Source organism: Actinophytocola sp. KF-1 (genome assembly GCF_054661535.1).
Genome location: NZ_BAAFVK010000003.1, coordinates 381,056 through 394,975, shown reverse-complemented (window position 1 = coordinate 394,975; position 13,920 = coordinate 381,056). Strand labels below are relative to the sequence as shown.

Below are 13,920 nucleotides of genomic sequence, written 5' to 3'. Positions count from 1 at the left end.
CCCGGGCCGACCGCTCTGGCCGTCCGTGTCGGTGATGCGGGCGGTGCGGCTCAGGGCTGCTCGACGGTTTCCCGTCGTGCCATTTCGGTGAACGCGGCCTCCAAGTAGCCGCGCACCGGGCGGCCGCGCACAGCCAGCAGGTCGGCGAGGAGGATGACGGCGTGCTGGGTGACCGCGGACGCCGACGGTCGTGGTGGCACCGCGTCCCACGGGTCGTCCAGTTCCGGCGGCCACTCCCCGGCGCTGGGCTCCGGCGGGGTGTCCGGGTGGATCCCGAGCGCGCTGCTGAGAACGACGACCATCACGCCGGGGTCGACACCGGGGAACCACGGCGCCGCCGACCGGGCGCTGCGGTGGATGATCTCGCGGAGGTCGTCGCCGTCCAGACCGTCCGGGAGCACCTCCTCGAGCAGGAGCCGAACGGTGTCGCCGAGGATGACGCGCACGTGCTCGGGGTCGGCGAGCAGGAGGCGGCTGCAGGCGTCGTCGAACGCGGCCGTGTCGCCGACCTGCGCGGCCGCGATCCCGTCGGTCGTCGCTGACGCGATCGCCCGTGCGGCCGGCGGCAGATCGTTGAGCGTGAGCCGGGGTGCGGATGCCATGCCGGGAACGCTACCGCCGACGGGGAGCCCAGCCCGGCGTGGATCGGTCGCTCATCCACGTCCTATTACGCTGGGTGGTCCGACCGTGACGATGGGGGACGTGAGTTGAGTGGTGAGCAGGCCGGGGGACGCGACGACCTGTCGGTCGCGGATCTCGCCGAACAGCGGTGGGGAGTGCGGCCGGCCGCGGCGATCGAGCGGTTCGACCCGCCGGGCTGGTCGTACGAGGGCACGGTCGACGTGGTGTGCCCCCGTTGCCATGGCGAGCTGCACACCATGCGCAAGCCGTACGAGAGCGCTGGGAAGACCTACCGCTACGTCGCGGTCGTCTGCCCCGCGTGTCCCGCGTCGTTCACGCTCCCTGACCTCGGGTTGAAGACCCACGCCGACCTCGTGGCCCGCGGCGCGACGGTCAAGGCGGGTGCGGTGACGGCCCGGGGTGACACGAGCGTCCCCGGCCTGGCCGAGGCGCGGTGGGGGGTGCGTCCGTCCCCGGTCGTGGCGCGGTTCGCGTTGCCGGGCTGGGAGTACCTGCGGGAGACCGAGGTGCCGTGCCCGCGCTGCGCGGGCTCCTTGCACGGGTTCAGCCGGGTGTACGAGCAGAAGGGCCGGCCGCGGGTGCAGGCGGCGCTGGTCTGCCCGGCGTGCCCGGCGACGTTCACCACCCGCAAGCTGAAGGTGGCGCGATCGAGCATTGTGGGCGAGGTCCGGGCCGGCCTCCTCGCCGCCTCGGCGGCCGACGGCACGAACCCAGCCGACGACAGGCCGCGGAACCGGTGGGCTCCCCAGCCACCTGACCGCCGGGCTCGCGCCAGAGGCGGCCGGGCGCGGGTGGCAGCCCTACCGGGGAGGGACTGTTCGCCGTCGCCGGGATCGCGCATCCGCGCGGTGAGCGCCGGCGAGGTCGCGTCGTGGATGCTCGGCACGTCGCGTGACGGTGGTCGCAGGCAGGGCACGGGTCCGGTCCGTGTCCAGGTGGTGAAACCGCCGCCGGAGACACGGCGGTTGTACTGGCGCAAGATCGCGAATCCCGCGACGGTGCTGCCCAGCCTGCCCGCGGGCACCGATGTACGGGTGCTGCTTCCGGCCGCTCCGGCGTTCGAGCAGCTCGGACGGCGGCTGGCGGATGCCGGTGCCGAGGTGCGGTCGGTGCCGCACTGGGTCGAGGAGGAGATCGTCTCCACTGTCGACCCGGGCAGCGGTGACGCGCTGCCGTTGTCGGTGACGGTGGCGTTGACCAGCGCCGGCGGGCTGCATGCCGACTGGGGTTCGCGGGTGGTGGACCAGCCGGCCTACGACGCGCGGGACGCGTTCGAGGCGATGTGGGACGCGCACGCCGCCACGAGCCAGGACGAGGACCAGCCGTACGTGCCCACGGCGGAGCTGGTGCCGGGGGAGTGGCTGGGTTACCTGCCGTACCCCACGCTGAACCCGGCCCAGGCGCAGGCCGCTCCGCTGGTGCTCGGCACGGGCGATCACCTGGTGATCACGGCGCCGACGGGGGCGGGCAAGACCGTGGTCGGCATGCTCGCGGTGCTGCGCGCGATTCTCGCCGAGGGGCGGAAGGCGGCGTGGCTCGTGCCGCAGCGGTCGTTGACCGACGAGCTGGACCGCGAGCTGGAGACGTGGCGCGGGAAGGGGCTGCGGGTCGAGCGTCTGTCGGGGGAGTACAGCGTCGACGTCGAGAAGGTCCGCGAGGCCGACCTGTGGGTGGCGACGACGGAGAAGTTCGAGGCCATGTGCCGGGCGAGCTCGTTGCAGACCGCGCTGGCCGAGGTCGGGTGCATGGTCGTCGACGAGATCCACCTCCTCGGCGCCGCCGAACGCGGCCCGCTCCTCGAGGCGCTGCTGGCGCGGGTGCGGGGCGTGGACTCGCCGGTGCGGATCGTCGGGTTGTCCGCGACGGTGTCCAACGCCGCGGAGATCGCGGAGTGGCTCGACGGTGAACTGGTCACCACCACCTGGCGGCCCTCCCGTCTGACCTGGCAGCTCCCGATGATTCCGGCGTCCTCGGACCGCAAGACCGACTCCGACCTGCGTACCCGGGTCGCGGTGGACCTCGTCCAGCGGATCACCGACGACGGCGGTAGCGCGCTGGTGTTCTGCGGCACCAAACCCAACGTCCGCGCCACCGCGCTCGCGCTCGCCGCGGCACGCGGGCAGCACGTCGCCGGCGTGCACCTCGACGACATCGACCGCGTCCACCAGCTCTGCGCCGCCGCCCGGGTCGGGCTGCACTACAAGGACTGGGAGTTCAAACGCGAGGCCGAGACCCGGTTCCGCGACCGCGACTGGGACGTCCTGGTGGCGACCACGACGGTCGCGGCCGGGGTGAACCTGCCGGCCAGGGCGGTCGTCGTCCGCGACACGAGGGTCGGCCTCGACGACCTCGATGTCGCCACGGTGCTGCAGATGTTCGGCCGCGCCGGCCGGGTGGGCGCGGGGGAGCGGGAGGGCTGGGCCTACCTGATCACCACCGAGAACGAACGCGCCGACTGGCAGGGCGCGCTCGTCGACGGCTACACCGTCTACTCCCAGATCCACGACACCCTGCCCGACCACGTGCTCGCCGAGGTCCTCCAGGGCCGCATCACCAGCGTCGAGGACGCCGAGCAGTGGTGGCTGCGCACCCTGTGTCACCACCAGGGCGACGAGGACACCGAACCGGTCACCGACGCCGTCGACTTCCTCCTCGACGCCGGTTACCTGACCGGTGTCACCCGCCCCGACCAGACGGAGGGCGTCGCGGTCACCGAACTCGGCAAGCTCACCGCCCGGCTCATGGTCGGCACCCGCGTCGGCGCCCAGCTCCGCGCCGACCTCGCCACCCTCCCCGTCCCGAGCGATCCGGACACCGCCGAGGACTGGCTGATCGAGTCCATCGCGACACTCGTGCCCGAACTCGCCGGAGCACCCGTCGCAGAACCACTCCGGCCGACGGTCGCCACGATCCGCAAGGCCGGAGGGCGCCAGGACCTGATCGGCTCCACCACCGCGGTCACCGGTCTCGGCGCCGGAGCCGCGATCGAACCCGGCGACCTCGCGCAAGCCGCGCTCATGCTGGTCGCCCGCTCACCGGAACTGTTCGCCCGTCCCAGCCGCACCATCGCCGGCATCCCCGCCGGCACCCTCTACCCGGTCCTCGAGGCCGCGCCCCGCTACCTCGGCTGGCTCGGCGCCCAGGGCTACCTCGCCACCACCCACCCCTGGATCGCCATCGTCGCCGCCGACCTCGCCCGCCGCGTCCGCTGGCGCCGCTGCGCCCCACCCCGCGGTGCCGGCCGCCTGCTCTGGATGTGCGAACACATGGCCGGCCCGCTCAAGACGAACGACCTGGTACCCCAACTCTGGGCCGCCGCCACCAGCCGCGGCATCACCGCCCCCGACTGGCCCCACGCCACCGCGCCCCGCCACTGCCAGCTCACCCCGGCCGACTACACCGCACTCCTACGGGAACGCACCACCGGCACCCAGCTCACCATCACCGATGGTCACGTTCACGCCACCGGCGTCATCACCGGCACCCTCACCACCTGGACCGGCTCCACCACCCACACCGTGCCGATCACCGGAACCACCACCACCGAATGCCCCACACCGAGCCCGGACACCGCCGACGCTCCGGCTCGTGGCGCGGCCATCTTCACCAAACGCGGGGACCACACCGCCACCGGCTGGCTGGCGGATCACTACACAGCGGTTCCCTCCCGCGGCGCATGAAACTCCGCCCCACCACACCGATGTCGGTGCTAGCGACCGGTCTCGTAGATCGAGGCTTTCAGCACCCTGCGCTTGGGTAAAGGGCGGCCGCGGTGCATCTTGACCAGTGAGTCGAGGATGCCCAGCGCGAGCTGGTGGGTGTTCTGGACGACAGACGCGGTGAAGGGACTGGTGCCGCTGTCGATCAGTGACCTGGCCTCCACCACCCCGTCGATCCCGATCACGACCGTGGACGCGGTGAGCGGCGAAGGCGTCTTCAGCGCTTCGAGTACGCCGAGTCCCATCTCGTCGTCGGTACAGAAGATGGCGTGCAGACACTGTTGGGGACGGAGGTTCTTGACGTGTCTGAGTACAGCGTCGCGCGCGCGTGACCGCATGAAGTCACAGGTGTCGTCGATGACGACCTCCACGCCCTTGAGTTCGGCTCGCAGAATCCGCGCGCATTCCTCCTGTCTGCTCGCGTGCTCGCGGCTCGCGATGATGAGAACCCGAGGGCGCCGGAAGCCGCGAAGGTGGTTCACGAGCCACCAACCCGCCTGCCGTCCGAGCTCCGCGGTGTCGTAGCCGACGTAAACGCTGTTCTCCGGATACTCGTCTTCCGGGAAGGGCTCCAGGTCGGTGAACACGACAGGCAGGCGTGACTTCCGGCAGAACATCGCCAGGTCGTCGCGGAGGATATCCACCTCCCCGGCGAAGATGACGCCGCCCATGTAGTCATGCTTTCTTTCCAGCACCCGCTCGAGGAGATGGGCCTGCGCGCTCGCGTCGGAATCGCGGTCGGGCACCTTGAGCACCAGATCGATGTTGGCCCGGTCCAAGGCGTTGGTCAGCTGCCGCACGAATTCCGCGACGTAGTACTTCTGGTCGAACGCCGAGACGATCAAGAAAACGCGCCGCGCCCGCTTGCGGGCACGGCGAATCACCTGGATGCCGGCGAGCACGACGAGCACGACGGTGCCGACAACCGCGACCACCCAGACGACCAGCACATTCCTCGGCGCGTCGGTCATGAACTTGCCGATGGCGAGGGAAATGAGACCGCTGACAACCGACGTCCCTATCGCGAACAACGCAGGGGTTCGATCGCGGTCGAGCCATGTCATGCAATTCCTCCAGCGACGACTCCTGCCGGACATTGTTCCCCAGTGATCGAACAGTTACGGTGCCGCGGCCGGCGCTACCGATTCCTCCGCCGTCCGCCAACCTGGCGGCGGGCCAGCGCCAGCAGGTTGGCGGACACCTCATCCTCTGAGCCGGCGCCGGTCAACATGTGCGTGATGGCGACGGATTCCTCGATCGCGGTCAACGCCTCCTGCCACCGGTTCGCGATCGCGAGCCAGGTGCAGCTGTTCCGCAACGATCTGGCGAGGTGCGGCAGGTACAACGCCGGCTCGTCCACGGCCAGTCGCCGGTAGATCTCGATGGCCTGTTCGGTTACCCGCGGTGCCTCGCCGAGGCGGTCGGCCTTGCACAAGAAGGTACCGAGCTCGCTCAGCACCCGGGCCAGCTTGGGCTCATGTTCGGGGGCGTCGAGCATGCGGTAGAGCGCGACCGTTTCTTCCGCTGCCGCCAGGGCTTCCGCGGCACGATCCGTCGCGATCAGGTGGGTGGCCAGGTTGTACAACGTGCCGGCCAGCCACGCGTCCTGCCCGATCGTGCGGTGCAGGCTGACCGCCTCCCCGGTCACCGCGGCGGCGTCGGCCTTGCGGCCCGCGGCGGACAGTCGGTTGCCGAGTGCGTTGAGTGCCTCGGCGAGTTCGGGGGCATATGTCGTGGGATCGGCCGCGTGCAGGAGCCGGCAGGTCGCGACTGCTTCCTCTGCCGGGGGCAGCGCACGGTCGTGGTGTCCAGCCTGGGACAGGACGCGGCTCAACCGCGTGGCAGCGTGGGCCAGATGAGGGCGGGACTCCGGCAGGTTGTGGCGGATCGTCCACGCTTCGGTGGCGGCGGCCACCGCCTCGTCGTGGTGACCCATGTCGGACAGGTCCTGAGCGAATCCGTCGAGCACGAGGGCGAGCGCGGGCAAGAACGCCGGTGCGTCCGCGAACTCGCGATAGATGTCCACCGCTTCCCGCGATGCGGCGAGGGAGTCCGCCACCCGTCCGAGCATGTGGAGTGCCCTGCCGAGCGTGTGCAGCCCTCGGGCGAGATCCGCGCGGAACGCGTCCGGACGCACGTCGACGAGGCCGCGGTAGATGGCGACCGCCTCCTCCGCCATCGCCAGCGATTCGTCGTGCCTGCCGAGTCCGGACAGGTAGTTACTGGCACTGTTGAGCGTGAGAGCCACGTATGGCTGGAACTCGTGCGGGCTGATCCTGGCCAGCGGACGTTGGATGTCGAGTACTTCCCTCGCGACGGCCAGTGCCTGGTCGAACCGGCCGAGGTTGCCGAGCTTGATCGCGAGGTTGTGCAACACCTCCGCCAACTTGCTGGGGTTCCCGAGCTCACGCCAGATCCGCACCGCTTCCTCCGCGGCCGGCAACGCTTCGGCGTCCCTGCCGAGCTCGGACAGACAGGCTCCCTGTGCGTCGAAGGCAGCGGCCAGCTCCTCCCGCACCGGGTGCGGAAGGGATCGGTAGATGTCGAGTGCTTCTTCCACGGCCGGGAGAGCGTCGTGCCACCGCCGCATCTCACCGAACCGCATGCCGAGACCGAGCAGCGAACGCGCCAGCTCCGGCCGGAAGATCTCCGGCAGCACCTCCGCGAGCGCACGACGAATGCGCAGCGCCTCCTGCGCCATCGCCACCGCTTCGTCGAACCGGCCGGCCAACGAGAGGCGCTCACCCAGCCTCGCCAAGAGCAGGGCGCGCGTGGCGGGCCCGCTCTCGGTGAGCCGATGACCGGTGAGACGCTCGACGAGCGCCGCACTGCCGACGTCGAGGTCCACGTGCCGGCCCGCGGGCAGGAACGGCTCGATCGCCGCGAGGACGCCCTGGTCGAGTTCGGTCAGGTCGGTGAGCGCCGCCAGCACCGCACCACCGGCGGTGAGAACAAGCTGGGGATGCGCGCGCAGCAGTGGGTCCAACTGTTCGTGCACGAGGTGGGGCCAGCGCCGCGCGGCCTCGACGAGCACCGTGAGCCCAGACCGGACGATGTCGGACTGCGAGCTGGTCAGCAACCGGGGCAGCGCCGTGACCGTCCAGGCATCAGCCACGTGAGCGTCGATGCCGTGCCCCGGGACCAGCAACGCGAGGAAGTCTTCCGCCAACCGGTCGGGGTACAACGGCGCCAGCACCGTACCCGGGTCGGTCGGCGGGTAGCACGTCTTGTGACTGGCAAGCACGTCGGCGGCCAGCGCCCGGCTCGACGACACCTGTGCGCGGTCGAGAGCGCCAACGGCGTCGTCGTACGGCAAGGCGCCGGTCAGCACCGCGACGAACACCGCACGCGCCATGGTGTCCTGCCCGACCCACGGCCGCCCACTGCCCGCCACCCGGCGCCAGTACGCACGCTCGCGATCCAGCAGGTACGCCGAGATCCCGACCGGATCGTCCGGCGGCCGCAGTCCTCTGGCATGCGAGTCGACAGCGGCCAACGCCGCCATGTGCACCGCCAGCACCAACCCGAACTCGTCTCTGGACACGGTGGCCGGGCACTCGACCCGCTCGACGTCCGGCACGCCCAGGATCGCGGCGAACCGGTCCCGGGCACGGTCGAACAGCGCGCGGCGCGCGGACACCGCGACTGCCAGCGGTCCCAGCCGCAGCTCGCCGGTGCGCCAGTCACCGCGGACGAACTCGTGACGCAGCTCGGCCCACCACCCCGCGGACCTCGCGACCAGCAACAGCCGTACCGGCACCGTGTCGTCGCACAGTGGATCCGCTGCCAACGCCAGCAGGTCCTCTGCCCGCCAGCGGTCGGCGTAGTCCACCACCACCAGCCTGCCGGCGTTCCCGTCCCCGGCTCCAGCCTCTGACGACGCACCGGGATCCGGCGACGCCGCGAGCACCGCCCAGCCCGCTCGCCCGCACTCCGCCGCGAACTCGGCCGCCAACCGCGTCTTGCCCTGTCCGCCCGGCCCGTGCACCAACAGCAAGGCCGCGCGGGCCGGCTCGTCGCGCCACCGGTGCAACGTCGCCAGCTCCGCCTTGCGGCCCGCGAACGCCACGACTCCCTTGTCTGCCATGAGCAGCTGACTCAACGGCAGATCCGCGGACGCACCGGTCCGCGGCACCGGCATCGGCGCCAGCCGGTACCGACGGGTACCACCGAAATGCACGCCCCCGTTGATCGTGTGCGCCTGGACAACGTGTCCGGTGACTTCCTCGTGGATCTCGTTGCCCCACGGTGGAGCCACGTCCGTACGGTCAGACATCCGTTCACCATACGAGAGCGCGCGAGATGATCCGCCCTGGCATTTCGCAGGCGTGACGTTGTGGTACCTCACCGGTGGGGTGCGTTGACGTTTCGTCTGCGCGCGAAGTCAGTGGCCGTTCCCATCGGAGACGGACCGAGTGAGGAAGGTGCCGCGGACACGGGCAACAGGGTGATCGTCGAGATCTCCGCAGAGCCGGAAGCCGTCGGCGCGGGCGCGGACCGGGCAGGGCCGTGGCAGCTCGTGGTGCTCTGCCTCGACATCTTCATGGTCATGATGGACACCACACCTGCAGTGTGCTCGAAGGCCGACCGGTCGGCGAGGCGTGCAGTTACGCCGAGGCGGTGGCGGCTCGGCGAACTGGTCGACGATGTCACGCGGGTGCACGGCTCAATCACCACGAGACGCTGCGTGTCCGGCAACTGCGCGCCGCCTGGACATACCGGCACGGCGAGCGCGCACGAGCGATCGAGCTGTTCGAAGAGGTACTCGCCAACCGAATCCGCGTCCTGGGCCACGATCACCCGACGTGCTCAGCACCTGGTGCGCGATCGCTGTGCGGACCCGCGACGCCGATGACGCGGAACGGGCGACCGCGGTGTTCGGGGGGTGCTGCTCGCCAGGGTCCGAGTCTTGGGCGAACACCATCCTCACACGGGATGGATCCGGTACCGGCTCGCCCTTAGCGAGCGCGACGCTGGTCGGATCGACCAGGCAGTTGAGCACCTGGCCATCGTGCGTATGACGTGGGTGCGATTCCTCGGCAGGCAAGACGTTCGCCGCTCGGCTGGCCGCGGCGGGGTTGGCGCTGGACCCGCACACGCGGTTGTACGTGGCGGACTTCAAGGCAGGGAAGGACTGGGACGCGGCCGGGCACCTGGCGAGTTGGGGAACGCGTCGAAGTTCGTCGGGCCGCTCGGCGGGGAGGTCGTTGCCGAGTTCTTCGACGTGGGCCAGTCGCGGTCGGTGCCGTGGGAGCGGCGGGCGGAGGCGCCTCGGGTGCTGGCCGCGTTGAAGCGGCCGGACCGGGGGTGGAACGCGGTGGTCGTGGGGGAGGGCACGGGGTGCTGGTTCGGTAACCAGTTCTCGTTGATCGCGCCGCGGTTCGCCGCTTACGGGATGGACCTGTGGGTGCCGGAGCTGGGCGGGAAGTTCGATGCGCGGAATCCGTCGCACAAGGTGCTGATGAGCGTGCTCGGCGGGATGAGCGAATCGGACGCCGGCACGTCCAGGCTCGGGTGCGTGCCGCCATGGATGCGCAGGTGATCAACGAGGGCCGGCACCAGGGTGGCCGGACGCCGTACGGATACAAGGTTGTCGACGGCGGCCCGCACCCGAACCGCGGAAGGCTGCGGAGGGCTATCGGCTGCGAGTCCTGGCGATCGATGAGCCAGCGGCCGAGGTGGTGCGGCGGATCTTCACCGAGTACCTGGCCGGGCTTGGTGACCGGGCGATTGCGAACGGGCTCAACAGGACCGCATCCCGTGCCCGTCGGCACGGCGGCCGGAGCAGAACACGCACCGGCTCGCCGACGGTTGGCAAGGCAGCACATCTTCGGACGGTGGACCAAGCAGAAGACCTTGAGCCTGCGCGAAGTCCTCCACAGAGATGATCTCCGGGTGCGCAGCAGTTGCTTCGTCGTTCCAAGGCCGCTGATGAGTTGCGGACCGCGCGAAAGACGGAACGCTCGGCGCGGCCGGTCAAGCAGTACTACCTGTTCCGCGGGCGCATCCGGTGCGCGATCTGCAAGCGGAAGATGGAGGGAAGTCCACGTAAGCACGCCATGTATTACCGGTGTCCGGCTCGGACGCTCGCACCGGGATCTCCTGCGCTGGCAACGCATCCGGCAGCGGTCTACCTCCGTGAGGACACGATCCGGGAGGCGGTCAACGGGTGGTTCGCCGAACTCTTCCACCGAGACCACATTGACAGGACCGTTGCGGCGCTCGTGGCCTCACAGGATGGAGCTGGGCAGAAGGTGAGCGGCCGGCGGCGGCTGAACGTCGGCTCGCCAAGGCCGAGGCAGAGATCCGGAGGTTCCATGCGCCGATCGCTGCGGGCATCGATCCGTCCTCGCTCGTGGAGGCGATCAACACCGCTCAAGCGGAGCGGGCAGCGGCACAGGCAGAGATCAACAACACACCTGCGCCGAACCTGATGGAAGCTGCCGAGGCGTATGCACGCATCGACTCGTTGGGAGACGTGCCCGCAACGTTGAGCCGGGTTAGTAGAGAGAAGCTGGCCGAACTCTATGCAGGCACAGGCCTGCAGGTTCTGTATGAGCCAGGGGGTTCCACCGCTGAGATTTCGATGCGGGTGAATAATGTGCGTGTCCGAGGGGGGACTTGAACCCCCACGCCCTTGTCGGGCACTAGCACCTCAAGCTAGCGCGTCTGCCATTCCGCCACTCGGACTCTGTGGTGCGCATAGCGTAGCGGACGTCTTCCAGCGGGCTCGCAGGGGGGCCGCAATGGTAGGAAGTCCCACGTGACCGAGCTGATTGAGCTGGCCCAGGACGAGGCCGTGGAGTTGACGTCCGAGCTGATCCGGATCGATACGAGCAACACCGGGGAGCTTGCTACGACCGTTGGGGAGCGGGCTGCTGCCGAGTACGTTCGCGGGAAGCTTGAGGAGGTGGGGTATGAGACCACCTACGTCGAGTCTGGGGCGCCTGGGCGAGGGAACGTCTTTGCTCGGCTGCCCGGGAGTGACCCCTCGCGTGGGGCCTTGCTGATCCACGGGCACCTCGACGTTGTGCCGGCTGACGCGACCGAATGGTCGGTTCATCCCTTTTCCGGGGCCGTGCAGGACGGCTACATCTGGGGGCGGGGGGCCGTGGACATGAAGGACATGGTCGCCATGACCTTGGCTGTCGCTCGGCGGTTCAAGCGGGACGGGGTTGTCCCTCCTCGGGACCTTGTGTTCGCCTTTTTGGCTGATGAGGAGGCGGGTGGGCACTACGGATCGCAGTGGTTGGTCGAGCATCGGCCGGATCTGTTCGAGGGGGTTACCGAGGCTGTGGGTGAGGTGGGTGGCTTCTCCGTCACCCTGGGGGAGGATGTCCGCGCTTACACGATCGAGATCGCCGAGAAGGGGATCGCCTGGATGCGGCTTCGGGTTCGGGGGCGGGCCGGGCACGGGTCGATGTTGCATGACGACAACGCCGTCACGAAGCTCGCCGCGGCTGTCGCTCGGCTCGGGGCGCACCAGTTTCCGCTGGTCGTGACCGACTCGTTGCGGGCGTTCTTCGAGTCGGTGACCGCGCTGACCGGGGCTGAGTTCGATCTCGACGACCCAGGTGAAGCGGTTGCCAAGCTGGGGCCGTTCTCGCGTGTCGTGGGGGCTACGCTGCGTGACACCGCCAACCCGACCATGTTGAACGCCGGGTACAAGGCCAACGTCATCCCTTCGGTGGCTGAGGCCGTCGTCGACTGCCGGGTGTTGCCCGGCCGGGAAGAGGCGTTCCTGCGCGAGGTGGACGAGCTTCTCGGGCCTGACGTGGAGCGGGAGTGGGTGTCCCGGCTGCCGGCCGTCGAGACGACCTTCGACGGGGACCTCGTCGACGCCATGACCGCCGCTGTGCAGGCCGAGGACCCCGGGGCGCGGACCATCCCGTACGTCCTCTCGGGCGGGACGGACGCCAAGGCGATCCACACGCTGGGCATCCGGTGCTTCGGGTTCGCGCCGCTGCGGCTGCCCGCCGACCTGGACTTCACCGCCCTGTTCCACGGCGTCGACGAGCGCGTCCCCGTGGACGCGGTGCGGTTCGGCACCCGGGTGCTCGATCGGTTCCTCCAGAACTGTTGACGACCACCGAGCGGTTCACCCTCGCGGACGGGGCCACCCTGGCCCTCGTCCGCGAGGGTGACCCCGACGCGACCGCCACCGTCCTGCTCCTGCACAGCTACGCCCAGGACCGGCGCGTCTGGCACAAGATCCGCACCCTGCTGCCCGCCACGACCTCCGTGCAGGTCGTCGCCTACGACCACCGCGGGCACGGGGAGTCCTCACCCGCCGACGACGCCACCGCCACGCTCGAGCAGCTCGCCGACGACATGGCCGAGGTCGTCGAGCGGGCCATCCCGCACGGGCCGGTCGTCGTCGTGGGGCACGGGATGGGCGGGCACGTCGCGATGGTGATGGCGGCGCGGCACCGGCTGCTCGCCGAGCACCGGATCGGCGCGCTGCTGTTCCTGTCGACCTCGGTCGGCTGGGTGGCCGAGACCCTGCCGCGACCGCTCGGCAGGCTGGTCCAGGACCTGCACGCCATCCTCGGGCCCCGGCTCGTCGACGAGGTGCACCGGCGCATCGACAAGGCCACCACCATCGGGTTGCGGTGGCTGCTGCTGGGCGACGACCCCGACCCGGACGACGCCCGGCTGGTCGCCGAGATGGTGTCGGAGCACTGGCCCGGCACGGTCGCGCTGTTCCGGCCCGCGCTGGACCGGGACGTGCTGGACCTGGCGCTCGAGGTGGTGGCGACCCGGCCGATCGTCGCGATGGTGGGGGAGAAGGACCGGCTCGTGCCCGCCGGGCACGCGGGCAGGCTCGCCGACACCGTGCGCGGGCACTCGGTGACCGTGCCGGGCGCCGGGCACATGCTGCCGCTCGAGGCCGTGCCCGAGGTCCTGCCGCGGATCGTCGCCCAGGTGCGCGCCGCGCTGCACGGGTGAACCATTCGGGCAAGCGGCGCGTAACGAGCCGTCGACGAGACGACAGACGGAGGTAACGTGCCCGAATTCATTGGCGGTCTCCCGCTCCACCCGCTGGTCGTGCACTTCGTGGTGGTGCTGCTCGTGCTCGCCGCGCTCGGCGCGGTGCTGAGCGCGGTGTGGCCCGCGGCGCGGCGCCGGTTCGGGTGGCTCGCGTTCGCGGCCTCCGCGGTGGCCACGGCGCTCGTGCCGGTCGCGACCGAGAGCGGCGAGAACCTGGAGAACCGGGTCGGCACCAGCCCGCTGGTGCGGTCGCACGAGGAACTGGCCGACCTGATGATCTGGTGGGCGCTCGGCCTGACGGTCGCGCTCGGCGCGCTGATGGTCGTGCACACGATGGCGGCGCGGAAGGCGCCCGCGAAGGTGGCGGTCGGCGCCGGTGGCGCGGAAGAAGCCCTGACCGGGGAGCCGCGCAAGGCGCCCGCGCTGGTCATGATCGTGCTCGCGGTGCTGACCGTCGGGCTCGCGGTCGGCACCGGCATCCACGTCTACCGCGTCGGCGACGCGGGAGCGCGCGCGGTGTGGGAGGGCGTCCAGAACCTCCCGCCGCAGAACGGCGGGTGAGCGGGGC

The 13,920-nt window shown here is 70.4% G+C and carries 11 protein-coding genes and 1 tRNA gene; 7 read left to right on the top strand and 5 right to left on the bottom strand.

The window, feature by feature from the left end; translation table 11 throughout:
- Positions 1–50 precede the first annotated feature (50 nt).
- Positions 51–602 carry a hypothetical protein gene (locus ACYQ77_RS11740; protein WP_459710270.1) on the bottom strand — a complete coding sequence of 184 codons (552 nt, stop codon included), beginning with the start codon at positions 600–602 and terminating at the stop codon, positions 51–53.
- Positions 603–707: 105 nt separating this feature from the next.
- Between ACYQ77_RS11740 and ACYQ77_RS11735 the strand changes: the two genes are divergently transcribed.
- Positions 708–4,322 (top strand): DEAD/DEAH box helicase, encoded by a 3,615-nt coding sequence (locus tag ACYQ77_RS11735; protein ID WP_459710268.1) that lies wholly within the window; start codon positions 708–710, stop codon positions 4,320–4,322.
- Between the two features lie 29 nt (positions 4,323–4,351).
- On the opposite strand, the gene ACYQ77_RS11730 is transcribed toward ACYQ77_RS11735, so the two are convergent.
- The 3 genes from ACYQ77_RS11730 to ACYQ77_RS11720 form a co-directional block, all read right to left on the bottom strand.
- The gene (locus ACYQ77_RS11730) at positions 4,352–5,425 is read right to left on the bottom strand and encodes a sugar ABC transporter substrate-binding protein (protein WP_459710267.1); all 1,074 of its coding nucleotides are present in this window, start codon (positions 5,423–5,425) and stop codon (positions 4,352–4,354) included.
- Between the two features lie 74 nt (positions 5,426–5,499).
- Positions 5,500–8,001 (bottom strand): tetratricopeptide repeat protein, encoded by a 2,502-nt coding sequence (locus ACYQ77_RS11725; protein WP_459710266.1) that lies wholly within the window; start codon positions 7,999–8,001, stop codon positions 5,500–5,502.
- 704 nt (positions 8,002–8,705) lie between these two features.
- Positions 8,706–9,161 carry a hypothetical protein gene (locus ACYQ77_RS11720; protein WP_459710264.1) on the bottom strand — a complete coding sequence of 152 codons (456 nt, stop codon included), beginning with the start codon at positions 9,159–9,161 and terminating at the stop codon, positions 8,706–8,708.
- A gap of 361 nt (positions 9,162–9,522) precedes the next feature.
- Between ACYQ77_RS11720 and ACYQ77_RS11715 the strand changes: the two genes are divergently transcribed.
- The 3 genes from ACYQ77_RS11715 (at position 9,523) to ACYQ77_RS11705 (ending at position 10,795) form a co-directional block, all read left to right on the top strand.
- Positions 9,523–9,903 (top strand): hypothetical protein, encoded by a 381-nt coding sequence (locus ACYQ77_RS11715; RefSeq protein ID WP_459710773.1) that lies wholly within the window; start codon positions 9,523–9,525, stop codon positions 9,901–9,903.
- A gap of 136 nt (positions 9,904–10,039) precedes the next feature.
- Entirely contained in the window at positions 10,040–10,249 is a 210-nt protein-coding gene (locus ACYQ77_RS11710; RefSeq protein ID WP_459710262.1) for a hypothetical protein, read from the top strand.
- 144 nt (positions 10,250–10,393) lie between these two features.
- Entirely contained in the window at positions 10,394–10,795 is a 402-nt protein-coding gene (locus tag ACYQ77_RS11705; protein ID WP_459710764.1) for a hypothetical protein, read from the top strand.
- Between the two features lie 172 nt (positions 10,796–10,967).
- Here ACYQ77_RS11705 and ACYQ77_RS11700 read toward each other — a convergent pair.
- Positions 10,968–11,051 (bottom strand) — tRNA-Leu (locus tag ACYQ77_RS11700).
- Between the two features lie 73 nt (positions 11,052–11,124).
- On the opposite strand from ACYQ77_RS11700, the gene ACYQ77_RS11695 reads away from it, so the two are divergent.
- Genes ACYQ77_RS11695 through ACYQ77_RS11685 form a run of 3 tightly spaced genes read left to right on the top strand, consistent with a single transcriptional unit; the run spans position 11,125 to position 13,913 of the window.
- Complete coding sequence (locus ACYQ77_RS11695) at positions 11,125–12,444, top strand: M20/M25/M40 family metallo-hydrolase (protein ID WP_459710261.1); 1,320 nt, start codon at positions 11,125–11,127, stop codon at positions 12,442–12,444.
- Positions 12,441–13,310 (top strand): alpha/beta fold hydrolase, encoded by an 870-nt coding sequence (locus ACYQ77_RS11690; protein ID WP_459710259.1) that lies wholly within the window; start codon positions 12,441–12,443, stop codon positions 13,308–13,310. The genes ACYQ77_RS11695 and ACYQ77_RS11690 overlap by 4 nt, the downstream gene beginning before the upstream one ends.
- Before the next feature lie 57 nt (positions 13,311–13,367).
- Positions 13,368–13,913, top strand: a complete 546-nt coding sequence (locus ACYQ77_RS11685) for a DUF2231 domain-containing protein (protein WP_459710257.1) — start codon at positions 13,368–13,370, stop codon at positions 13,911–13,913.
- Positions 13,914–13,920: the final 7 nt, after the last annotated feature.